Origin of the sequence: Ruficoccus amylovorans (genome assembly GCF_014230085.1) — a bacterium.
Taxonomy (GTDB): Bacteria; Verrucomicrobiota; Verrucomicrobiia; order Opitutales; family Cerasicoccaceae; genus Ruficoccus; species Ruficoccus amylovorans.
The window spans coordinates 289,763-312,647 of record NZ_JACHVB010000013.1 but is presented as its reverse complement, the minus strand read 5'-3'; the positions used below and the strand labels follow the sequence as shown (position 1 = coordinate 312,647).

At 56.1% G+C, this 22,885-nt stretch carries 15 protein-coding genes and 1 pseudogene; 11 read left to right on the top strand and 5 right to left on the bottom strand.

Features of this window, described 5'->3' with window-relative positions; all coding sequences use genetic code 11:
* Positions 1–1,119, bottom strand: a 1,119-nt coding sequence (locus H5P28_RS04510; RefSeq protein WP_185673772.1) for an exo-alpha-sialidase, incomplete at its 3' end; no start/stop codon positions are given.
* 240 nt (positions 1,120–1,359) lie between these two features.
* Here H5P28_RS04510 and H5P28_RS04505 point away from each other — a divergent pair.
* The 5 genes from H5P28_RS04505 to H5P28_RS04485 all read left to right on the top strand — a co-directional run bounded on the left by H5P28_RS04505 (position 1,360) and on the right by H5P28_RS04485 (position 9,704).
* The gene (locus tag H5P28_RS04505; protein WP_185673771.1) at positions 1,360–2,124 is read left to right on the top strand and encodes a hypothetical protein; all 765 of its coding nucleotides are present in this window, start codon (positions 1,360–1,362) and stop codon (positions 2,122–2,124) included.
* Between the two features lie 158 nt (positions 2,125–2,282).
* On the top strand, positions 2,283–3,725 hold the full coding sequence (locus H5P28_RS04500; protein WP_185674517.1) for an arylsulfatase: 1,443 nt from the start codon (positions 2,283–2,285) through the stop codon (positions 3,723–3,725).
* Between the two features lie 172 nt (positions 3,726–3,897).
* Positions 3,898–6,831: a glycoside hydrolase family 2 TIM barrel-domain containing protein gene (locus tag H5P28_RS04495; RefSeq protein ID WP_185674516.1), complete on the top strand. Its 2,934-nt coding sequence runs from the start codon at positions 3,898–3,900 to the stop codon at positions 6,829–6,831.
* Between the two features lie 69 nt (positions 6,832–6,900).
* Positions 6,901–8,715 (top strand): right-handed parallel beta-helix repeat-containing protein, encoded by a 1,815-nt coding sequence (locus H5P28_RS04490; RefSeq protein WP_185674515.1) that lies wholly within the window; start codon positions 6,901–6,903, stop codon positions 8,713–8,715.
* Positions 8,716–8,783: 68 nt separating this feature from the next.
* The gene (locus H5P28_RS04485; protein WP_185674514.1) at positions 8,784–9,704 is read left to right on the top strand and encodes a dihydrodipicolinate synthase family protein; all 921 of its coding nucleotides are present in this window, start codon (positions 8,784–8,786) and stop codon (positions 9,702–9,704) included.
* 46 nt (positions 9,705–9,750) lie between these two features.
* Here H5P28_RS04485 and H5P28_RS04480 read toward each other — a convergent pair whose 3' ends face one another.
* Positions 9,751–10,911: an AraC family transcriptional regulator gene (locus tag H5P28_RS04480; RefSeq protein ID WP_185674513.1), complete on the bottom strand. Its 1,161-nt coding sequence runs from the start codon at positions 10,909–10,911 to the stop codon at positions 9,751–9,753.
* A 470-nt stretch (positions 10,912–11,381) separates the two neighbouring features.
* Here H5P28_RS04480 and H5P28_RS04475 point away from each other — a divergent pair, with 470 nt between their 5' ends.
* From H5P28_RS04475 to H5P28_RS19700, 6 genes are all read left to right on the top strand, one after another.
* Positions 11,382–11,783: a hypothetical protein gene (locus tag H5P28_RS04475; RefSeq protein WP_185674512.1), complete on the top strand. Its 402-nt coding sequence runs from the start codon at positions 11,382–11,384 to the stop codon at positions 11,781–11,783.
* A gap of 443 nt (positions 11,784–12,226) precedes the next feature.
* Positions 12,227–12,598 carry a type II toxin-antitoxin system prevent-host-death family antitoxin gene (locus H5P28_RS04470; RefSeq protein ID WP_185674511.1) on the top strand — a complete coding sequence of 124 codons (372 nt, stop codon included), beginning with the start codon at positions 12,227–12,229 and terminating at the stop codon, positions 12,596–12,598.
* Positions 12,598–13,242, top strand: coding sequence for an ATPase (locus tag H5P28_RS04465; RefSeq protein ID WP_185674510.1), 645 nt, complete (start codon positions 12,598–12,600; stop codon positions 13,240–13,242). Before H5P28_RS04470 ends, H5P28_RS04465 begins: the two co-directional genes overlap by 1 nt.
* 162 nt (positions 13,243–13,404) lie before the next feature.
* A complete protein-coding gene (locus H5P28_RS04460; RefSeq protein ID WP_185674509.1) occupies positions 13,405–14,172 on the top strand; it encodes a hypothetical protein in 768 nt (255 codons plus the stop codon).
* Positions 14,173–14,309: 137 nt separating this feature from the next.
* On the top strand, positions 14,310–16,073 hold the full coding sequence (locus tag H5P28_RS04455; protein WP_185674508.1) for a DEAD/DEAH box helicase: 1,764 nt from the start codon (positions 14,310–14,312) through the stop codon (positions 16,071–16,073).
* Positions 16,074–16,075: 2 nt separating this feature from the next.
* Complete coding sequence (locus H5P28_RS19700; RefSeq protein ID WP_246455770.1) at positions 16,076–18,163, top strand: DEAD/DEAH box helicase; 2,088 nt, start codon at positions 16,076–16,078, stop codon at positions 18,161–18,163.
* 121 nt (positions 18,164–18,284) lie between these two features.
* Here the strand turns inward: H5P28_RS19700 and H5P28_RS20090 are convergent.
* From H5P28_RS20090 to mobF, 3 genes and pseudogenes are all read right to left on the bottom strand, one after another.
* Positions 18,285–18,425, bottom strand: a pseudogene (locus tag H5P28_RS20090) (type IV secretion system DNA-binding domain-containing protein); the annotation flags it as partial.
* A 1,261-nt stretch (positions 18,426–19,686) separates the two neighbouring features.
* The gene (locus tag H5P28_RS04445; protein WP_185674506.1) at positions 19,687–19,929 is read right to left on the bottom strand and encodes a hypothetical protein; all 243 of its coding nucleotides are present in this window, start codon (positions 19,927–19,929) and stop codon (positions 19,687–19,689) included.
* Positions 19,930–20,103: 174 nt separating this feature from the next.
* Complete coding sequence (mobF, locus tag H5P28_RS04440; RefSeq protein WP_185674505.1) at positions 20,104–22,590, bottom strand: MobF family relaxase; 2,487 nt, start codon at positions 22,588–22,590, stop codon at positions 20,104–20,106.
* Positions 22,591–22,885 lie beyond the last annotated feature (295 nt).

The following is a 22,885-nucleotide window of genomic DNA, read 5'->3' as shown; positions in this document are numbered from 1 at the left end:
TCCGTCCTTGCTGAGGGAGAGGACGAGGGTATCTCTGCCCAGGTGGGCGGGTTTGGGGTTATCGAAGTTTTTTTCCTCGGCGATCTGGTTTCCGACCATGACGACGGATCCGTCTTCGAGAGCGATGGTTTTGGTGTAGGATGGGGAGTCGGGGATGTTCGTGGGATAGGGGGTGGACCATGTGTTACCGCCGTCGGGGGAGGTGCTGACGAAGAGGCGGTGGGAGTATCGCTCGTCGCGGAAGAGGGTGACCAGGGTGCCGTCTTCGAGGGCGTAGGTGCTCGGCTCGCACAGGAGGGGTTTGCCGGGGGTTCGCGGGAGGCGGCTCCTCCAGGGGTAGGAGTACTCCTTGCTGGCAGCGAGGATGGCCTGGTACTCCCCGGGGCTGACGCACTGGCTGTGCTCGAGGACGGGGAAGGCGATTTGGTCGGGGGCGGGAGGTTTGCCCTCGACGGTGAAGATGGGCCCCCATGTGCCCGCGTCCGTCAACTCGCGTGCCAGGATGCCGTAGTAGATGCGTTTGTCGAAGATGATGCCCCGCTTGCGGTCCTTGGTAGGGCTGAAGAGCGTGTTGTCGGGATTGCGGAAGCCGTCCATGGCGGTGAGCTTGGCCAGGGCGAAGAGCTTGTCGCCGACCTGGACCCAGCCGAGGGTCGTCAACAGCAGGCCGGTTTCGGATTTCTCCTTAAAGGGGCCTGGCGAGGGAAAGGCCTCGGCATGGCTGCTCCAGTGCAAGCCGTCAGGGGAGGTGGCGAAGAGGACGCGCTGGCCGGGGGCGTCCTCAAAGTGGCGGTTATTGCTCCACAGGGCGTAGATCGTACCCTTGTGCACGGTTATTTGGGCATGGTGGTTGTAGCCGCCGGTCTCGTCCGTGGCGGCAAAGACCAGCGCGTGGCGCACGCCCTCGATCTGAGGGTAGCCTGCCCCCAGGACATCGGCCCGGGGCATGGGGGCGGTCCACATTTTGACCACCTCGACCCCATGTATGTTGACGTCGCCGTCCTGGAGCTCCAGCAGGGGTTCGGCCAGGTCGGCGGCCCGCAAGAGGGGCACCGCGCTGGTCATTAAAAGGCAAAGCGAGAGGCAGGCAGCCTTCCTGGTTCGGGTCGAATAGTTCATGGACAGGGTCTCGGGTTGGGGGAATATGGCGGATTTTACCTAGTGGTAGAATCCTATTTTACGACATACGCAACCCAAAAAACGACAGTCCCGGGCAAAATCGAATCCACAAATAAACCGCTTGACTATTCGGGCTATAATCTGCTTAAAATTCCGTCGCATTAGAAGCACGATCCTTCTTAAATGCTTTCAGTTTAATTGAAAACCCCCAACGCTAATAACAAATAAGTTGTTTACATTATGAAATTCTACTCCATCAGGACTCTGGCGCTGACCGCTTCGGCCGCGATGCTGCCCGCCCTCACCCCGCTCTCGGCCGCAACAGTCGAAGGAGCCAGCGTCTACATCGATTTCGGATCGACCCTGACCCCTGAGGCAGGATTCACCGAACTGTCGGTTGCCGCCACCGGAGCGGTTGCCTTCTACGAGCAGTCCCTGTCCAACCTCGAAGACAGCGCAGGCAACCTGACCGGCTCCAGCTTCCTGCTCAATGTCTCCAATGGCACCCGCAATGTCGCCGGCAGCAATTCGTCCAATGACCACGACCCGGTCCCCGGCATCCCCGTCAGCGCCACAACCGACGGGATCTGGTTCAACAACCAGAACACCGGCACCGCCGGAGGCGAGGCTTTCGGCTTTACCCTGACCTTCAGCGACCTCGACGACAACTACGCCTACAACATCATGGTACTCATGGGCGACGGAACCACCACCGACTTCCTCTGGCAGATCGCCACCGGCTCCGGTGACCCCGACTCCATCACCATCACCTCCTCAGACGCAGTCTCCGCCGTCGCCACCTGGACCAGCGTCACCCCCACGGACGGTACCATCGTCATCACGGGACTGGCAGCCGGACCGCTCGCCGGTAGCAATACAGGAAGACTCAACCTCGTCTCCCTCACCGCCGTCAACATCCCCGAAACATCTTCCGCCACATACGGCATCGCCGCACTCATAATCGCAAGCCTCTTCTCAAGGAAAATATATCGCAGAAAGCGGTGAAGATAGCAAAGCACAACACGATGTGAGTAATGTATATCCGAAGGTGGGGACACATCTACGTATTTTGCAACTAAGTTAGGGAACATGGATGTCTTGATAAACTCTGTATACCCTATCCGAGCCCCTCTCCGAAAAGATTGGGAATAAATTTAGATTCAATGAATATCAATCCTCGGCTATTTCTACTGTCGTGCACATTATTTGTTGCAGCGTCAGGTGGAGCAGACGCTGCCGAAGCACAACGCCCCAATGTCATTTATATCCTTGCTGACGACCTCGGATATGGGGACCTCAGTTGTCAGGGGCAGACCAAATTCGAAACGCCGAATATCGACAGGCTGGCAGGGGAGGGTATTCGCTTTACGAACCATTACTCTGGCAGCACCGTCTGCGCCCCCTCTCGCTGCTCGTTAATGACAGGCATGGACATGGGGCATGCCCAGATCCGGGGAAATGAACAAGGGGAGGGCCCGGAAGGACAGTTTCCAATGCCCGAGGGGACGTTCACGGTGGCCAATCTCTTTCAGCAAGCCGGATATCGGACGGGGGTTTTCGGCAAGTGGGGGCTAGGCTATCCGGGGAGCGCAAGCGATCCTCTGAACGTGGGGTTTGACCGCTTTTACGGCTATAACTGTCAACTACTTGCGCACTCCTATTATCCCGCTTGGCTATGGAACGACAACAAGCGAGAGTTTCTGTGGGGTAACGTCGGCTCTTTTAGCAAGGATTACGCCCCGGCCTTTATTCAGAGCGAGGTTCTGAATTTCATCCGGGAGAATAAAGACCGTCCGTTCTTCTGTTATTACGCGATCATACAACCGCATGCAGACCTGATCGCCCCTGAGTCGTATATGGAAAAGCACCGCGGAAAATACATGCCTGAAAAAGTGTACAAAGAAGGCTATTACAAGGGACAACCGGAGGGGCACGCCGCATTCGCGGCCATGGTTAATATCCTTGATGATTACGTTGGCGAAGTGATGGCCGAGCTCGAAGAGCTTGGAATTGCCGATAACACATTGGTTATCTTCAGCTCCGATAATGGTCCTCACCAGGCGGGCGGGGCCGACCCAGACTACTTCGACTCCAACGGCATATACAGGGGCTATAAGCGCGACCTCTACGAAGGAGGCATTCATATGCCATTCATTGCCACCTGGCCCGGCACCATTGAAGCGGGAACCGAGTCCGGCCATATCTCCGCTTTTTGGGATTTCCTTCCCACGGTAGCGGAGTTGCTTGACCAACCGATTCCTATCCCTGTGGACGGCATTTCTTTTCTTCCCTCCCTGCTCGGAGAACAAGGCCAAAAAGAGCATGATTACCTCTATTGGGAATTCACAGAAAAGGACGGGCGGAAGGCCATCCGCAAAGGGAAATGGAAAGGCGTTATTTACGGCATAAACAAAAGCCCACACCCCGAACTGGAACTGTACGATCTCTCGAACGATCCCGGAGAGACCAGAGACCTCGCCCGGGAATACCCTGACGTTGTCGCCGAATTAAATGCCCTGATGGAGCAGGCTCGTGTTCCATCCGCAAATCCCAAATGGTCTTTCACGGATTGGGATAAAAATGAATCCGATTTCCAAGAGAATTAAAGTATCGTCTTAATGCCCAAGCACCAGACGGATGACCATTCGCATGCGTTCCCGCGCTGTAGTTCAGTCTGGCAGCATACGAACGATAAACCTCCATTACCCCGTTAGCGTGCATACTTTAGCTGTGCATTAACCGCGGAAGTTGAACATAAATAAAGTACTGAACCCTCGAATGATTACCCCTCTTAAGCTGGCAGCGTTTGCCGGGATAAGTATGTTTGTTTTTTCGGCTGCACAAGCTGAGCGTGAACGTGTAAATATTGATTTCGACTGGAAATTCAAAGCAGGAGAGCAAACCGGTGCGCAGTCGATCGACTACAACGATGCGGACTGGCGTACCCTGGATGTCCCGCATGACTGGTCCATCGAGGGCGAATACTCGGCAGATGCCCCCGCAGGAGGAAGTGGAGCCTATCTGCCTACGGGAATCGTGTGGTACCGTAAAACCATCGACATCCCCTCGGACTGGAAGGGCAGGGACGTGTCCATTGAGTTTGACAGCGTGTACATGAACAGCACCGTCTGGGTTAATGGCGTGGAACTCGGAAGCCGTCCCTACGGCTATGTGACTTTCGCCTACGATCTCACGCCTTACCTCAGGTCGGGTAAGAATGTCATCGCCGTACGCGTGGATAACGAGCAACAGCCCTCCGCCCGCTGGTACACGAGCACCGGGATTTTGGGGAGCGTTTCCCTCCTTGCCACAGATCCAGTGCATGTAAAGCGCGGAGGCATTTTCTTTCAGACATTGACAGCCGATAAAGAACGGGCGCTGGTGCAGGTTGAAACGGAAATCGTCGGCGATGAGAAGGCCACAGTCCTCAATCAGCTTATTTCCGATGACGGCAAGGTCGCAGGAGAGGCCCTCGGTGCCGGGAAACAACAGTTCGAGGTCAACCAGCCGAAACTGTGGGGGGTGGATGAGCCCAACCTCTACACGCTACGCACCACGGTGACATCCGAGGGTAAAGAGGTCGATGCCATCGAGACTCAGGTGGGCATTCGTACGTTGACATTCGATCCACATACCGGCTTTGCCCTCAATGGCGAACCCATGAAAATGAAGGGGGTCTGCGAGCACCATGATGGCGGGCCAGTCGGCGGGGCCATCCCACGAAAGATATTGAAAGAGCGCTTGGAGTTGCTCAAGGCGATGGGTTGCAACGCGATTCGCACATCCCATAATCCGCGCACTCAAGAGTTTTACGAGCTGTGTGACGCACTGGGAATCATGGTGATGGATGAGATCTTTGACGGATGGCATCAAAAGGCTGAGGCAGACTACGGCGCCCGGTTCTTCCGCCAATGGTGGAAAATCGACGTCGAAGAATGGCTCCGCTCCAACCGTAACCATCCATGTATTGTCATGTATTCTATCGGTAATGAGACCGGGCAAGATGACCTGCATGATATTACCGGCTACATCAAGAAGTTTGATGACACTCGGCCGACAACAGGTGGAAGCGTGTTTCAAGGAGTCGATATTCAGGGCTTTAACGGCCCTGGTGGCATGCCGGGAGCGATGCAGAAATTTCACGAACAATACCCGAACGAGCTCTGTGTGCGTACCGAGGTTCCACACACTTTGCAGACCCGGGGATTTTACCGTGTACGGACCTGGTGGCGCGACAAGGACCGCCCGCGAAACGAGATTCCCGAGTACGGGGCCGAGCAAATATTCTTTGACGGTCATCCGCGCTATAGCTCCAGTTATGACAACTGCGGGGTACGCATCTCCGCGCGTACGAGCTGGCGTGAAACCCGTGACATGCCTTGGGTCATTGGCGAATTTCGCTGGACCGGCTTTGACTACCTTGGTGAAGCTTCTTTTGGGGATGGGGAATTCCCGGCGCGCATTTGGAATTTCGGCATCATTGATCTCGCCGGCTTTCCGAAGGATCTTTATTGGTTCTACCAGAGCCAATGGACAAAGGAACCGATGGTGCATATCCTGCCACACTGGACCCATCGCTTTCTCGAGCCTGGCACTCCAGTCCCCGTGGTGGCGTACTCCAATTGCGATGAGGTTGAGCTTTTTCTCAACGGCGAGTCGCTGGGCCGAAAGTCGGAAGACCCCGAATGGCTGGAGTTTATTTGGAGGGTCCCCTATATCCCAGGCGAACTGAAGGCTGTTGGCTACGACAATGGCAAACCCGTTGCCGAAAAAGTATGGAAGACGGCAGGCCCACCGATTACATTGGGACTTGAGACTAACAACATTGAGTTGAAGGCTGACCGTCTCGATACGGCGACACTGACCGTTCAGGCACTGGACGCCAACGGCAACAATGTCCCGTGGGCGATGAACCGTATCTCATTCACGATCGAAGGACCGGTGGAGAATCTAGGATTCGAAAACGGAGATCCCGTCGATGTGAATCCACATCGGGTAGATTACCGCGATCTTTTCTATGGATACGCTCGCGGTTTCTTTCAGGGAACCGACGGCGATGCACCTATCCAGATCACCGCGGCGACTATTTTGGGTGACACCTTGTTCGAGGACTCGGAGCAAGTGGCCATCGATGTAGGTCGTGTCATGCTTCGAGGCAAGCTGCCGGAGGCCGACATCGAAATACGCTACACCACTGACGGCAGCGATCCGTTGTCGGGTAACCTCTACAAAGAACCATTCACGCTCCGTGATTCGACCACCGTTCGGGCCGTTGTTGTCCGCGACGGCACACCGCTGATGGTTCTGGAACAAGAATTCGTAAAAGGCAAAAAGCCGAGGGTCAGTGATATTAGATGGTCGCCGGATTACGAAGAGTCCGGGTGGGAATTTCAGGCCGGTGAAGGATACCGGGGGCCACACGACCCGCAAGTCACAGGCACATGGGAGCGGGGTGGCACTCTCTACGAAATTCGCGAGGACGGGGTCATGTATGAAAGCCCTGGGACCCCTGACGAGAAGCCGTTTGCCTACTGGGTCTACGATTACCCCCTCGACCCCTTTGAGGCTGGGCACGAAAATGCCGGCAGCGGACAGGTCTGCTGGCTGCCGCTCGGGACTGCGACGTCAAAAGTGAAGTTGGAAAACCAGGACGCGGATAAGCTTTTGATCTACAAGGGGGAAAACCCGCAAATTTACCACCGGACCAATTAAGCTCCTCTCTCAGGCCTCCCCGATGCATGGCCATCCTCGCCATACACAACCTCACAAACGGACCCAATAATGCGAAAACTTCTAGTGATCACTGCCATTGCCGCGGCCTGGATGCCTTTGGCCTGTGCGCGTGTGATCAATGTTGCCGACGAAGGAATTGTGCCGGGAGCCGATGTCACGCTCCGGTTGAATCTGCTCATGGCATCGATCAAAGACGAAGCGGACGTGACACTCATTTTCCCCAAAGGGACCTATGAATTCTATCCGGAGGATGCGCAGGAGATTTACCGGCGGGTGGCCAATCACGACAACAGTCTCAAGCGTATGGGATTCCCGCTTTTTGGCTGTAAAAACATTACGATCGACGGCGGCGGCTCCACGTTCATGTTTCATGGGCGCATCGTTCCATTTGTCGTGGACGGGGCGGATGGTGTCACACTCAAAAACTTCAGCATCGACTGGGCACGTGCGTTCCATGATGAGCTGCGTGTCATTGAAAGTGACGAGAACGGGAAGTTCGCCATTCTTGAGGCCGATCCAACGCGGTACCCGCAAACGATCGAACGTGGTCGGTTGCGATCTATAAAGTACGACTGGAAAGACGATATGAGCGCCTGTCTTGTCTGGGACCCCAAAACCCGCTCACCGATCATCAACACACAAGACTATGCAACAGGCCTGAGCAAGCACACGGCCACCCGGGCAGGGGATAACCGCTACAGGTTAGAGGCAAATTTCGGTAAAGCGGCGCCACCGGTCGGCAGCGTTCTAATTTCGTATGGTGCCCGTCCGACCAGCCGTCTTTGCCCGGCGATTCACTTAGCCAATTCCAAAGATATAACCGTCATGAACGTCACCATCTATGCGGCCGGGGGGATGGGGCTTATCGCCGAGCGCGTCGAAAATATCCATGTCGATGCGATGACTGTGACATCGACTCAGGAACGTCTTATCTCTACACGCGCCGACGCCACCCATTTCCTCGGGTGCAAAGGGCAGATACGGGTCGAGAACTGCCTTTTCGAGCACATGCTCGACGATGGCATCAACGTTCATGGCGCTTATGTCAAGATCGTCGAATATCTGGGTAACAACACCTTTCTGTGCGAGATCAGCCACTTCCAGCAATGGGGTATTACCTTTGCCGAAGCAGGCGACAGGGTCGCGCTGCTGTCGTCCGTAAATCTCCAGCCATTCCATCAAACGACCGTGATTGAGACCAGAACTCTCAATGAAAAACGCTTTCTGGTCACTCTCGCCGATATGCCACAGGATATGCCCGAAGGAGCCCTTGCGATGGAGAATCTATCGTGGTACCCTGACTTGGTTTTCCGCAATAACATTATCCGTGAGAATCGTGCACGGGGTTTGCTTGTAAGCACAAAGGGAAAAGTGCTGATTGAAAACAACATCATCGCCTCGCAAATGCACGGCATACTGATCGAAGGTGATAACAACGTCTGGTATGAATCCGGTGGCGTCGAAGATGTGACGATTCGCAACAACACCTTCGTCAACGTCGGCTTCGACGGCGCCGAACGCTATCCCCTGTACGCCTCACCCAAACTCACCGGAAAGCAACGCCAAGGGGACGAACGGTACCACCGTAATATCACGTTTGCCAATAATACAATCAGGAGTTTCAGCGGCAGCCTCGTCTTTGCCCGGTCAGTCAGCGGACTGACCATCGAAGACAATAGCATTGAATTCAGCGCCGATTATCCTGAGGTGACGGGATTTCCCGCGATTGATCTATCCTACTGCGATACTGTGAGCATCAGCGGAAACAAGGCCAACGGCTTTGGGCGGTCGCTTATTATTCGTCCATGCACCCATTGCACAAATGTGAAGATAGGCGATAACAACGGTTTTGAGGGAAACTGATCCAGCTTGCCTATGGAGCAGGCTATCCCTATCGTTAGATAGCTTCAATGTATCTGCTTTAGCTCCCCATGAAAATACAAGGCATTATCCCCCCCCTCGTCACTCCCCTCAAGGCTGACGAATCACTCGACTTAAAAGGCGCGGCACAGTTGATCGAGCATGTCATCGCAGGCGGTGTGCATGGCCTCTTCATACTCGGAACCACTGGAGAGGGACCGAATCTAGGCTATGACATGCGCCGAAAATATATTGATTTTGTCACCGAGAAAGTTAATGGGCGTGTTCCGGTTATCGTAAGCATCAGTGATACCGCCTATGCTGAAACACTCTCTCTGGCAGAGCACGCAAAGAAAGCCGGCGCCGATGCCGTGGCTTTCACTCCTCCCTTCTATTTCGTTCCGGGCGCGCCCGAATTGTATGACTACTTCAAGCGTATTGCGGAGCACATCAGCCTGCCATTTTTCCTTTACAACATGCCGGCGCTGACGAAGTCCTCTATTCCGCTGTATGTTGTGGAGATGGGCTTTTCGATGGAGAACTGTCTCGGGCTCAAAGACAGTTCTGGCGACCTGATTTACTTCAAGAAAGTCAAACGCCTCATCGGGGACCGCGACCTGAGCCTCTTGATCGGACCGGAAGAAATACTGGCGGAATCCATGCTGGCTGGCGGGAATGGAGGAATTAATGGAGGGGCAAATGTTTTCCCGAAAGTTTACGTAAAGATTTATGAGCTTATGCAAGCTGGCAAAGTGCACGAAGCCGAGATATTGCAGCAGGAGGTCATGGAGATTTCCTGTCGGCTTTTCACTATCGGGAAGCATGGTTCCAGCATCATCAAAGGCATTAAGGGCGCACTCGAAATCAAAGGACTCTGCAAGCGCCACCTCGCCTCTCCTTTCGGCGGCTTCATCGACCATGACATCAAACGAGTGGGCGAAGTCATCAAGGCTCTGGAGGCACGCCCAGCGTTACATGGGCTGCTGGATTAACACGCTCGCTTATCGCTTTCTCCTTGAGGGTCCATCAGCGTAAAGCTTAAACCTCACTACGATAGGCTGACGGCAAAACTCCTTCAACCTGGCGAAACACGCGATCCAGTCGGCGCGTATTTCCAAAACCGGATTGCCCAGCGATTTCGTCCATCGTCATTCTTGTTTCCAATAGCAATCGTTTCGCCCGTGTTATCCGTACTTCCTGAATGCGCTGGAAGACCGTTGAGTCTAGTTCCGACTTGAACAGGCGTTCGACCGAACGTCGGTTTAGCCCGCTATATCGGCACACGTCCAACACTGTTGTTCCCTGCTCCACCGTCTCTTCGATAAAATTTAAGATATCCCTCAGGCGTTCATCGCATGTCGCCCGGCAATCAGTTGACCTACGGGCAATGACCCCCAGAGGGGGCAGGAACTTGGCCGAACATTTCATTTCTCCATCCGCCTCTAGAAGCCGAAACAGATAGGCTGCCGCCTCGCTCCCAATCTGCTCGGCAGGCACCTCAATACTGGAAAGGGCGGGGACACTCATTTGGCATTCAGAAACATCGTTGTCCACGCCAAGGATGGATATCTCATCCGGGACCTGAATCCCTAATTGCCAGCACGCTTCGCATAGCAACTTGGCTGGTATGTCATTAGATGCCAATACGCCAGTCGGCTTGGGCAATTGCTTGAGCCAGCGCTCAGTTCCGCGATCGATATAATTCCAGTCCTGCCCAAACGGGGAGCTTGCTAGAGAATCGGCATTCAGGCTTGAGACGGGATAGCCCAGGCTTTCCAGACGAGCGCGAAATCCTTTCTCGCGATTAATAGAAGATTGGATCGAACGGCTCCCATAATAAGCAAAGAAACGATGGCCCAAGCCCAAAAAGTAATCCGCAGCTACACGCCCAACCGCCTCATTGTTCACATCGAAACAAGGTATCGTCAGGTCTGGGGTGGTATCTCCCACAGAAACAATCTTGACCCCGAGTTCATGCAAACGCTCAACGATGCCCCGGTCCCACCTGTATAAAATCACTCCATCCGGCTGCCAACGTTCCAACGCAGGCAAAACACGGACATCCGGCGGAGCATGGTGGAACATCCACTGAAGTTTATGAGAATCAGCATAGCTCAAAACCCCGGCAAGCACACGCCGACAGTACCCCAGTTCCTTCCCAAGCAGAAGTGCGATTCGATTTGACGTTTTTTGACCCATTGCCTACGAATTTTTGCTTTGTTACTATACATTAAGCAGAAAAACAAAGCATGACGTCGCTCTCCTTTTCGCCCATGCTCAAGCAGTCTCAGGACCCGAAATAATCTAGAGGCCTCGTTTTCAAGCAACGCTTAAGGGGCATGACGTTCTTATTGTAACAGGTATCGAACATATAGAAATCACCAGCTAAGATCGTGACTGCTTCCCCAAAACCTCGCAATACATTTCGACGGGCAGCCTGTTGGGATGCTCTTGTCGATGGCCCCCTCCTGCTCTCTGAATTAAGATGGATAGTCTGGTCTGCCGAGTTTGCCAGCGGAAAAACCAAGCAAGTATGCGCTAGATCGACAAACTATCGCCTTTCATTTGATCGATCTCTGGAGCGTTGGAGGAACTTGGGGCTACTTAATTTTGGGCAACCCAGTGCAGATCAATTCCCGATCACTTACGGGATGGCAGCGAGACTGGCCATGTTTACGCTTCTTGAGCGAGGCCAGTTGTCTGCGGCAAAACCGGAAGGATATTTCTGCTTGTACTTCGGGCGTTCCTGGTGCGCAGTCGTTATCAATTGTGGAGAGGGACTAGCCGTCAATGTTGGGGCCATCCCCCTGCATTTAGAAGAGCGGTATACCGTCGTTTCGAACACCCCGGTCGATTCGGACATAACCCTCTCGGCAAGCCTCTCACAAGCGACATGGCCATTGTTCTCGGCAGATACTGGCTCCAGGATATCACCGGACGAATGGTTATCCACTCCAGCCGGACAAACAAAGTCCGAACAAGAAAATGAACTGCAGGAAGAAGTTGAAATTTTTGCGAAAGAAGGCGTCGCGCTGAACGCAACTCGCCAGTGGATGAGGTTTCGAAATTGAGCTCTTACGGGCTCTCCGTTCTTCTTCTTGGCGTATTTCCTGCCCCGGGTATGTTGTGGCCACGTTAACCTCGTATCTGACACCTGTGGCCGTAGCCCGACCACCAACCCGTTGGGTATGTTTCTGAGGAGCTTTTGGACCTGTTTACTTACGTGGCATAGTGGCTCAAGCGAGAACTATTTATCCGGTTATCGCGACGAGAATGAGGACGCGTACACCGTGATTTCGTTGAGGCCAAAAGCGGGAGGAGGTCTTAGCTGGCCCTTGTCGTTATACCATCGGAACGAGATGTTGATCGTGGCGAATATTGAATGCCTTATAGTAAATGTTGATAGAATAGAACGACCCTTTCCCTGAAGCGTCAGCTGGAATGCCGAGCAAATTCCCCGGTAGACTCTATTGCCACTGTTTGAATCCTGATCTATCTTGACAAATTGGCAATAATGACAAATATTGCCATTATGCCGGCCATTCATGACATCCATACCTTGCATCGCTCAAAGAGTCTGCCTGCGGCGCCCGCATCAGACCTGAAAAATGCATTCAAGAGCGTTTACCAGAAGGTCTTACAGTCAGGGCCGGTCACGATCACACGCAGTCGTAAGCCCGAGGCGATTCTACTTCCGGTAGAGCTCTACGATCAGATGATTGAAGAACTGGCGGCGAGGGACCCGCTGGAAGTCTTTCGAAAGGAGTATGAGGCGCGGTTTGCTAAGATGCAGTCTGGTAAGGCTCAGAAGGCCTACGAGGATGCTTTCAATGCGCCGCCTGATGAACTGGGCAAGGCGGCAATTGGCTCTCAACCGACAAGGTAATGGCTGTCAAGCAGCCGGTGATTTACGTTCTTGCGGGAGTCAATGGCTCCGGTAAGAGCAGTGTCGCTGGCGCGACGTTTCGTGCCAAAGGAGTGGAGTATTACAATCCAGATGAAGTCGCCCGCAGATTTCTGGACGACAACCCGAGTGCTTCTCAGTCCATGGCGAATAGCCACGCATGGGCCTTGGGAAAGGCACTGCTTGAGAATGCGATTTCGAACAAGGCAACTTATGCGTTTGAAACCACTCTGGGAGGGCAGACCATTCCGGCTTTACTCATTGAGGCTGCAAAGAGGGGGGCGCATGTCAAAATCTGGTATGTGGGGCTGGAATCGGTCGAATTGAATATTGAGCGGGTGCATCAGCGCGTCCAGCAAGGCGGGCATCCGATTTCCGAGGAGAAGATTCGTGAGCGTTGGGATGGCAGCCGTCGAAACCTGATTCGCCTGCTTCCCTATGTACACAGCTTACGGCTGTTTGACAATTCATGGCAAGCGGACCCCCGTGAGGGACAACAGCCCCAACCGATGCTTCTGCTGGATGTTGGTGCTCAGAAGATCCTTGGTCCAGGTGATCTATCTCGGACCCCAGAGTGGGCGAAGCCCATTGTAGCGGCGGCCATAAGCACGAATGGGCAGGTGTGATCGTCTTGGCCGTAGGCAGTAGGACAGTTTCGACATGTTCATGGGACTGCCAGGCCCTGCATGCTAAAAAAGGGTTAAAGGCCATGGGGATGGCCGGACGGTTGGGGCAGGGGTTGCCCCTGAAGTGGGCTTCATACAAACTGCCTGTCCGCCTTCTCGCCTATGTCCGTTTCTGAAGAACGTTCGTTAATCACCTTTGAAGATTTCCTAGCTCGCACTATGGGCAGCGAAATCGAGGCCGGTTTTGTGGAATTTCTGTCCCTTTGGCGATCCTCAGAGGGGGTGCAATTGCTTATCCGGCAATTCGTTGAGAATGCGGGAGGGACGTCAGCGAGCGGTGTAGGGGGCGGGGCGGTGAGCTCACCGGAAGAGGAGTATTTGGCTCACGAGCGAAGTGCCATCTTTGCCACTGAGGTTGAAGAGCGTCTGTCCCAGTCCTATGGCGGCCTGACTCGTAAAGAGCTGCTGATTTTCTTGGAGCGGTACAAGTCAGGCAATCGGGACTTGGGGGTCTATCTGTTGGTACGCGCCTGGAAAAAGTCCATGGCTGGGGAGAATGCATCTAACGACCCTCGTCTGAGGCAACTGACTCTCGACTATCTGGGGCGGGCTATCGCCGAGAATCGGACCGATTTCTTTCAGCAGATTAAAGACACGCTGACTTTTCTCCAGAAAGAGGAATTTCACGCTAACGGCCAATGGAATCATGACCCGGGGCAGTGGTGGCAATTTCACCTGCTGCTCTATGTGCCGGAGCATCCCAAGGATAAATACCCGATGCGGGAATTTGTTCGATACTTTGAGGCAGAGGTCGGGGCTACTGCCATGCCGACTCTCAAGACCCTGCGTCACTTCTGCCGTTCGGTGGGGATTACTCTGGACTCCAGCCCGGGTGCCCCCAGGAAGACCGAAAGAAAGGGCAAGAAATAGGCTCTTGAACTCACTAAGCGATTGAAAGTGCGGGGAATTAACAATCTACTGGCGTAATGGATCGTTATGCTAGTTCGATGCTTCGTGCCCTGGACATGGTGGCGATTGAGAGTCTTTTTGTGCAATAATCCCACGCGATGTCGACGCAGAACTATCTAGCCATCTTTCAGGAGCTTAAAGAGCTGGTTGCCGAAGAATCCCGGGCGCAGCAGGCGAGCCATGAAAAGCTGCTGCGGATGACCGTGGGGGAGCGGGTGCTGCAAGGCAAGTGTCTGGAGAAGATAAGCTGCCGACAGCGGCGAGAGGGCAATATCCTGCGCTTCGAGTGTGAGGAGAACCTGTCCGAGTTTCGCGAGGGGGATCGGATTATGCTCCATACGGGTAATCCCTTTGAGCCGTTGGCCCTGGGATTTTGGGTGGGCGATGGTCCGACCCAGAGCGGACGTGAATTCATTGAGGTCTCTTTCTCCGAGTCCGACGCCAAGCATATCACCCAGGGGCAGGGCGTTTTTACGCTGGATGCGGGCTTCATCGATTTAGCCCCGCAATTGAATCGGGCCCTGGACGAAATGGGGGCGACGGAGCGTGGGCGGAGCCGGATTCTTCCCCTGATCGAAGGCCATGCGCAGTCCGACGGGTTAGATCCTTACGAGTACGACGCGGCGGCCTCTGCCGCCACCGAGGCTGGTTTTAACGATTCTCAGCAGGAGGCCGTGGGGATGGGCGCAGCCACTAACTGGTGCGCGCTGATTCAGGGCCCCCCTGGAACAGGGAAAACGCGTGTGCTGGCCCAAATCGTCCGGCAGCGGCTGGCTCTGGGCCAGCGTATTCTGGTCACGGCTTGTACGCACCGGGCCATTCACGAGGCCCTGAACAAGGTGTGTGAGATGAATCCGGAGCTCGAACGGGTCGCTAAGGTCGGTGTGGCCGGTTATGACGAGACGCTGGAGGCACCCGTCTATGAAAACTTTGCCGAGTGCGGCTTTGATGACCGTACGGAGGGTTACGTCATCGGGGCGACGCCCTTTGCCGCGTTTAGCGAGCGGCTCAAGCGGGCGGATTTTGACTGCGTGATTATTGATGAGGCCAGTCAGATGACGCTTCCCTTGGCGGTCATGGCTATGCTCAGCGCGGACACCTATGTTGTGATCGGAGATGAAAAGCAGTTGCCACCGGTGCTGGCGTCCAAGAGTTCGTTCGAGGCGAAGGACTACGGACTTTTCCAGCGGCTGCGTTCTGCCGCCGATCGCGAGATGTTGACCGTCACTCACCGTCTGAATGGAGAAATTTGCCGCTGGGTCAGTTCGGAGTTTTATGCGGGCGAGCTGGAGCCCCACGAGAGTTGCCGTGACAAGGCCCTGCGATTGAGCAGCCATCCCGGCCAGCCTTGGTTAGGGGAGGCCTTGAGCGAAGAACACAGCCTGGTATGGGTTCCGACTCAGGTAGAGGCCACCCGTCACTATTCGATGGAGGAGGCCGACCTCGTCAATCAGTTGATGACGGAACTGCACCGGCGGGGCCATCCGATCGGGGATGTCGGCGTGATTACGCCGTTTCGTCGGCAAGGGCGGGTCATTCGGCAGCGTCTGAGGCAGAACCGCGTGTGGGACCCGGCAGAATTACAACAGGTGGTGGTTGATACCGTTGAGCGTATGCAGGGCCAGGAACGCAGTGTCATTATCATGAGCACGGCGGCAGCCGATGTCCGGTTCTTGAGCGCCATCCAGGAGTTTATCTACCTGCCTTCGCGTCTGAATGTCATTGTCAGCCGTGCCAAGGTGAAGCTGATTGTGCTGGCGGCTGATAACTTTCTGAAGACCGAGGGCGCCAGCGACGAGGCACGGGAGGCCATTGAGCATTGGCGAAGCTTGCGGGAGGCGAGCCACTTTATCGAAGTCTAGCCATGGCCCGTATGTTACCAGACCGACTGCCCCTGAAGCTTCCCGAGCACCTCGTGAAGGTATGGCGGCAATTGAAGGCGATCGACGATGACGAGCTGATTTGCCGCATCAGTTTTCAGGTGGGAAATGCGGATTACCCGGACTTCCTTGTTATCTACCGCAACCGGGCGGCCTTTTTGTTGGCTGTCAGCAGTGCAGACACAGAAGACGTGGAGCGGTATTTTCAGGGAGACTTGCTGGAGGATCGCGGGGAGCCGCCCGTTGGCCTGAAGCAGGCGCACAGTCTGGATGCGTTTACCCGCCTGGTGCTTGAAGAACTCGGGGCCGGGGCGGACATTCCTCTGCAACACTGGGTCCTCTTTCCCAAGGCTTCCGATGACTCGGTGGGGCGGCTGGCGCAAAGCTGGCAGGGGGCTCCCTATTTGTTTTTGGGCAAGCAGGCCTGTCGGAGTGAAGCCCTGTTGCACCACCTCAAATCCGCCGATGACCGGGAACTGGATCAGCAGGTGCTCAATCTGATCGTGGGTCGCTTTGCGCCGGAGGCGGCGATCCCGGCACATTGGGTGACGCGGGCGGAGCGACTGGCCGATAAAGCGGTTCCTCAGCAGATGGACTTTCTGCTGGACTATGATCAGGAGGCGGCGATGAAGCGTGACCTGGAGCTTTCCAGTGAAGCTTTCAAGGCGGCTAGTTCCGGGCATGTGCGTTTGGTTACCGGCACGGCTGGCTGTGGGAAAACCCTCATCCTGCTTTTTCGCGCCCGCCTCTCCGCCAGCCTTGATACCAGCCAGCGCGTCCTGGTTTTGATGCACAATAAGCCGTTGCGGGCGGATCTGGCCAACCGGGCACGCGAGTTGGGGATGTCGGGCAACATTGAATGGCGGACCTTTTACAGTTGGCTGCGCTCAATGATGCATTTCGAAACCATCGACCCGGCCACGCGGAATGACTATCTGGATCAGGCATTGAAGGACGCCAAACTGGAAGGGCAGTTCACGCGAGAGTTTCTGCTCGAAGAGTTTGAATGGATCTCGGACAACGCGCTGGAGAATCCCACCCTTGACTGGTATTTGCAGAGTGAACGAACGGGGCGTAAGCGGGCGCTTCAAGCTACGCAGCGGCACGGCGTCTATCGCCTGTATCTGAACTACCGCAAGATGCTCGATGAGGACAAGCGGGTGGACTGGCCCGTGGTGCCCCGGCTCTTTTTGAAAAAGCTGCGTGAGGGTGAAATCACGGGCAATACCTACCACACGATCTACATCGATGAGGCGCAGTTCTTTGCCCCCATCTGGTTCGAATGTGTGCGCCAGTCGCTGCATCCAGATTGCGGGCGTCTCTTTATGGCCGCCGATCCCACGCAGGGATTCTTGCGTAGCGGTCAATCCTGGGTGCAGGTTCTGGGCGGCGACATGCGGGGACGCTCCCAGCGGCTGACCCGTCCCTACCGCAACACGCGGCCTATCATGGCGCTGGCCAAACGCTTTTACATGAGCCGTGTGGGCAGCGAGGAAGATGAGGTCAACCTGCCGGATCAGGCCTACATCGATTCCATGCCAGCCGGGGAGGAGCCGCAGCTCATTCAAGCCGGTAGCCGGTCAGTCCAGAATGTCTTGATCGAGCAGCTCAAGCAGCTCTTTGAGAGCGGACTCAATCCGGGTAATGTGCTCCTGATCGACGCCTCCGGCTTCGGTGAGCTGCATGAGCGGGCGCATCTGGAGGCTCACTTTAAGGGGCGCATTGTCTCAGCCTCAGATGCGACGGATCGTACCCAGATGCGAATCACCACGATCAACGCCTGTACAGGGATTGAGTCGCCGATCGTTGTTGTCATTGGTCTGGATCGCTTGTTCGAGCAGGAAGGAGCCCTGAGCTTGGACGACACTGACCGGGAGGAGTTGATCCGCAAGAATACTAAAAAGGTCTTCGTCGCGATCACCCGGGCCGCGCAGAAGCTTGTCGTGATCTACAAAAATGCCCATACGCGGGCCTGCCTCTTGGCCGAGCCTGTTGCTGATTCAGCGTTGCCGTCTCGCTTTGGACCACCACTCGCAGACTTGGCCGTCGAGGCCGATGGGCGGGAGGGTTAGTTTCTGCCAAGGGCCTTCGCAGTGCTGGAGGACGCACTCGAATTTCCGCAGCTTGCGGGAACTCATGCGGCTGGACGTAGTAGCGGTCTTCCCTGTGCTTGTTGAAGGAGCGCTTGCCGCCGGAGACGCCATGGGATTTGCGCCAGACCTCGTGCTTGCCGAGACAGTCGGCGGCGGTCTTGGCGCTCTCTTCGTCGGCGGCCTTGAAAATGACCCGGTTGGCCATGTTGGCGATAAAGACCTTGGCCTTGTCCGCGCCCATGGGCGGGACGAGGCTCTGCGTGGACTGCGTGCCGGTCATGACCCATGACCTTGGCCTCGCGGAGCGTGTCCACGGTGTTGTAATCGCTGAGCCCGGCCCCGCTGGCCGTCGCCACCTTCTGAAATTCGTCGAAGAGCCCGACCAGCAGGTTGTGTCCGTCGCGTTCGCTCTGCGTCCGGTCGAAGCGCTGAATCCCGTGTTTGTAGAACGTCAGCTTCAGGAGCGTGTAGATGTATTTTCGCTCGACGGCGTATTTCTGGGGCGGGGAGACGGTGACGACTTTGCCCGCGTCCAGATCGGACAGGCGGAGGGTCGAAGGCCCTTTCGGACAAAAGACCTCCGCGATCTCCGGGCTGGTAAAATAGCTCAGGTATCCGGCGATGCTCGATTGCACGCCCCGGAAGGTGTCTTCATTGAGGCTGAGGTAGCTCGACTGAAAGTGCGACCAGACCGTTCGCGCCTCCGGCGTTTTCAACTCTTCGAGCAAATCCATGGTCGTCTTCAGGTTCTCGTCGTTAGTCAGCAACTCGTAGCAGCGCTTCAGCGTGACCGGCTCGCGGATGACCTTCAGGCAGCGCAGGCCCCATTCGATCTGGATCGTGGCCTGCTGCGGGAAATACGGGTTTTCGCTGCCCTTGCCGAGCAGCGAACTGGCGACATCAACGATGGTCTTGGCGTGGTTGGAGTAGGGGATGCCCGGCACCTCCAGGAAGTTGAACGTGACCGGCGGCTGCCAGTCGGCGGGGCTGTCGTCCGAGCGCACTTCAATGACGATCAGGTCACTTTCCTCTTTGGTCGGATGGTGCTTGAAGATACCGCGCAACACTTCGATGAACGCGCCCTTCTCATCGAGCACGAGGCCGCCCCAGTTGGGGACATGCTCGCACAATTGCCAGATCATGCGCCGAAAGAAGAAGGTCTTCCCGCTGCCGGTCTGACCGGAGACGAACCAGTGGCGGCACGCCTCCGACTGCCGCCAGGTGAAGCGTCCGAGGCGGAAAACGACCGGGTTACTCTCCGGCTTGGTCTTGGCTTTTGCGCTCGTCGCGAGATGCAGGCGCAGGCATTCGCGGAAAAACTGCCAGGCGGAGAGCGTTCCGAAAATGTAGCCGGTGGACGGAGGGATCAGGGGCGAAGAGCGCCCGAGCAGCACGTAAGCTACCGAGCCGCTGAACAGGCTCAGGATAAGGTTCCCATAAGGCATGACGCAGTACGTCTATGCCGCCTGCCGGGCGGGGACAAGGCTATGCGGCCAGCAGTTCTAAAGTTTACCCTTTTCTGACACAGTGATCTTGGTGATGAAGGGGCTGTCCGAGTCTCGGGCTTGGTCCGATGCCTGCGTGCAGGCCTGCATCCATTCGACTTCGGAACGCCCGATTTCGGCGGCCAAGTCCTGCAAGTGCTCCCCCTCGACCGTGACCTCGTGCGTCCGGTAGCTGAGATGGATGTTCTCCGCGCCCGACTGGGCATCGAAGTAGGAGAAGAACAGATGCGCCCACGGCATGTTCCAGCGCCGCCCGTCGCGGGTGATGATGGCGAGCGATGTTCGTTTCTGCCGGTGAAGCCCGGAGGCGTGGCAATGGCTCCCGTCGGCGCGGTAGGCTTCGAGTTTATTTTTTGACGTTTTCGGCTAATGACATGATTGGGATGGGTTGAGGGTGTGTTGTGGTGAAAAAGGCTAAAGACTGATCCCGTGCGACTGGCTTGGGCCGGAAGGAAGTGGGTAGTCGTCATCGATTCGCGACCGGCGCGGCGGCAGCTTGACCGCCACGTCTTTCCTTGGCGAAGCGCACTCCAGGTCCATGGCGAGGGGTTCGTCGCCGGAGCGCAGGAGATTCTCGCGCAGGGACTCTTTGGAGGCGGTGTAGATTTTGATCTTTCGCCGCGCCCGCGAAATGGTGACGTACCACTGCCGCCGATCGGTGGCGGCGCGGTTCTGAGAATCGCTGAAGAGCACTGTATCCACGGTCTTGCCCTGCGAGGCGTAGGAGGTGACGGCGTAGCCGAGGTTGGCCAAGTGCTGATTGGCCGCGAGCGTCTTGCGGACACCCCGGTCATCTACCACGGACAGGTGCCCGTTTTTGAAAATCCGCGCCACGGTGACGAGTTCGCCATTGTCCAGCGGTTTGCCGTCCTCGGAGCGTCCGTTGAACTTCAACTGGAGTCGGTCACCCCGGGCCAGCTCGATGGAGTGAGGCCGAACCACCACGAAGTGTTCGGCCTGCTTCAGGCTGACGGCGGACAGCTTGCCATCTTTGCAGAGGGAGAGGGAGTTTTCATCGACGGATTCAACCGGCACCAGATCGCCTTTGGCGAAACGCCCGTACTTGCGGATGAAATAAACGTGATCGCCGGGGTGGTAGTACCGAGCATCCTGCTTTTGGGCCGAGTCCAAATCGCGGCTTTCGTAGAGCGTCACCGGGACATCCTTGCCGAGCAGGCCCTCTTCCTTGAGGCGCTGGCGCACCGCAGCATTGACAGCGTGAATTTCGTCCCAGGTCTGCGAAACGACGAGCGTTTTTTCTCCGGCCTTCCGTGCCTCGACGTAATCGAAGGCCAGAGCCTCCCGGCGTTCGTCACCGTCGATTTCCTCGATGCAATCCATCGCGTCCAGCCGCTCGAAAGATTCGAACGCTTTCCCTTCAGAGGCCGCCTTGACCACATTGCGGTATTCGGCGATGAAGGCGCGTTCCAATTCGTCCCGGCCCAGCGTCTGCGCCTCGAAGCCGTCGCGTTGCAGCCCGAGCACCTGCTGACGCTGCGGGGCCAGGGCAAGCGTCTGGAAGCCTGCCTGCCGCAGCCCCCGGTCCACTTCCTGCAAGGTGAAGGTCTTGCCGGTTCCGGCTCCGCCCCGGAACAGCGTCACGAAATGCTCGCTCGCCAGCAGCGACCGGACGGCGTCTTTTTGCTCATCGGAAAGGGCGGGGGAGGGTTGGTAATTTTCACAGAACGGCGGGTGGCTGTTCACGCCCAGCACCGCCATGTTGACGATCTCCTGTTCACGCTCTCGCAGTTGGCTCGTGCTCACCCAGTGCGGGTGATAGGCATCGCGCAGATAATCGCGCCGCTCCATCTCCGCGTTGAGCTCCTCCAGCGTAAAAGTTTTGCCACGGCCACGGGCGAGCGCGGCGGCCTTGAGCCGGTAATCTTCGGTCACGGATTTGCGCTCGAAAACGTGCGCCTCGGACCAGTCCACCAGCGCGGGTACATCAGCCTCATCTTTCAGATCACCCTGTGTCAGGCTGCCGACCGCAATCGACACGCGTTCTTCATCGGACATTTGCTCCCGCCAGAGATCGTGTAGTTTTTCCGGCGGAAAGGCGTGGATTTTCCGGGCACGGTTTTGATGCGCAATCTGCGCCCGCAGTTCCTTGATATTGCCGGGTCGTTCACCGTTCGACAGATACTCCCTGACGCCTTCATCGATCTCCAGATGACGCTTCGAGAAACGCTCAATCAACTCGGGGGACACACCCTCCAACTCGAAGTCTCGGGCATTATTTTTGATCGGATAGCCGTAGCGATGGAGCCCCTTGGCCAGTTCGTGGTAGTAGTAATTTTCCACAAACTTTTGGGCCTTCAGCATCTCGTAATTCTGCAACGCCTTCCAGCGTTTCTCCACCGGGTCGAAGGTCGCATTCATGATCACGCAGTGCGTGTGCAGGTGCGGATCGAGCGCCCGACTGGTTTCGTGGCGGAAGGCCGCGCCGATCACATTGCCGGTTTCGCGATCGTCGCTACGGCCCAATTTGCGCACACGGGTCATGGCGAATGTCTCCAGTTCCCGCATCGCTTTTTGCACGGCTTCGTCGTGGATTTTGACCAGTCGTTTGTCTTGAAAGAGCGCCATCAGCGAGACGCTTTTGGGCGGGCTGATCGTAAAGTCATAGAAGATTCTTCGGTTGGCTACCTCCCGATCCCCGACCTGGCGGGTGGTATTTTTGCGCAACGTCAGGCGCATCCCCGTCGCCGGATTATTGCCTTCACACAGCTCCATGAACTCGCGTTCACCGACTGCACCGCGCAGCCCCAAGCGCTCGGCACCCTGGCCGAACCACTCACCTTGAATGGCATTATCATGGGCGTAGTAATCGCCCACCTTCAAGTGTTCACGAAAGTATTGCTTCGCATTCTTGAGGTTGAACTGTGCCTTAGGCGTGAGCATGATCCGGGCGCGACGAGGCGCGGTTTTTTAGTCTTTAAAACGCACTGGGCGTTTTTTTGAGCGGGACGCCTTACCCCTTACGTGTAAGGCCATCATACTACACCCGCGCCCACCCGAATAGGGAAAGCCCAACCTTCCGAATTACCCGATTATCACTCAGCTCACCTCCATATTCGTGCAGGCATTCGTATCAATGCTTGCGTTGGCATATGCAGCCCAAAAGTGTCTCCTCTACCGGGGGCTTGGTAGAAAATATCTTTTCCCACTCTTGTTACGTTTCACACTGACGCGCATA

Bases quoted from the DNA above. Each gene is read 5' to 3' on its own strand.
- H5P28_RS04470 (WP_185674511.1), top strand. From the start codon at position 12,227: ATGACAAATATTGCCATTATGCCGGCCATTCATGACATCCATACCTTG.
- H5P28_RS04445 (WP_185674506.1), bottom strand. From the start codon at position 19,929: ATGCCGTGGGCGCATCTGTTCTTCTCCTACTTCGATGCCCAGTCGGGC.
- H5P28_RS04455 (WP_185674508.1), top strand. From the start codon at position 14,310: ATGTCGACGCAGAACTATCTAGCCATCTTTCAGGAGCTTAAAGAGCTG.
- H5P28_RS04460 (WP_185674509.1), top strand. From the start codon at position 13,405: ATGTCCGTTTCTGAAGAACGTTCGTTAATCACCTTTGAAGATTTCCTA.
- H5P28_RS19700 (WP_246455770.1), top strand. From the start codon at position 16,076: ATGGCCCGTATGTTACCAGACCGACTGCCCCTGAAGCTTCCCGAGCAC.
- H5P28_RS04465 (WP_185674510.1), top strand. From the start codon at position 12,598: ATGGCTGTCAAGCAGCCGGTGATTTACGTTCTTGCGGGAGTCAATGGC.
- H5P28_RS04485 (WP_185674514.1), top strand. From the start codon at position 8,784: ATGAAAATACAAGGCATTATCCCCCCCCTCGTCACTCCCCTCAAGGCT.
- H5P28_RS04480 (WP_185674513.1), bottom strand. From the start codon at position 10,911: ATGGGTCAAAAAACGTCAAATCGAATCGCACTTCTGCTTGGGAAGGAA.
- H5P28_RS04500 (WP_185674517.1), top strand. From the start codon at position 2,283: ATGAATATCAATCCTCGGCTATTTCTACTGTCGTGCACATTATTTGTT.
- H5P28_RS04495 (WP_185674516.1), top strand. From the start codon at position 3,898: ATGATTACCCCTCTTAAGCTGGCAGCGTTTGCCGGGATAAGTATGTTT.
- H5P28_RS04490 (WP_185674515.1), top strand. From the start codon at position 6,901: ATGCGAAAACTTCTAGTGATCACTGCCATTGCCGCGGCCTGGATGCCT.
- H5P28_RS04475 (WP_185674512.1), top strand. From the start codon at position 11,382: ATGTTTACGCTTCTTGAGCGAGGCCAGTTGTCTGCGGCAAAACCGGAA.
- mobF (WP_185674505.1), bottom strand. From the start codon at position 22,590: ATGCTCACGCCTAAGGCACAGTTCAACCTCAAGAATGCGAAGCAATAC.
- H5P28_RS04505 (WP_185673771.1), top strand. From the start codon at position 1,360: ATGAAATTCTACTCCATCAGGACTCTGGCGCTGACCGCTTCGGCCGCG.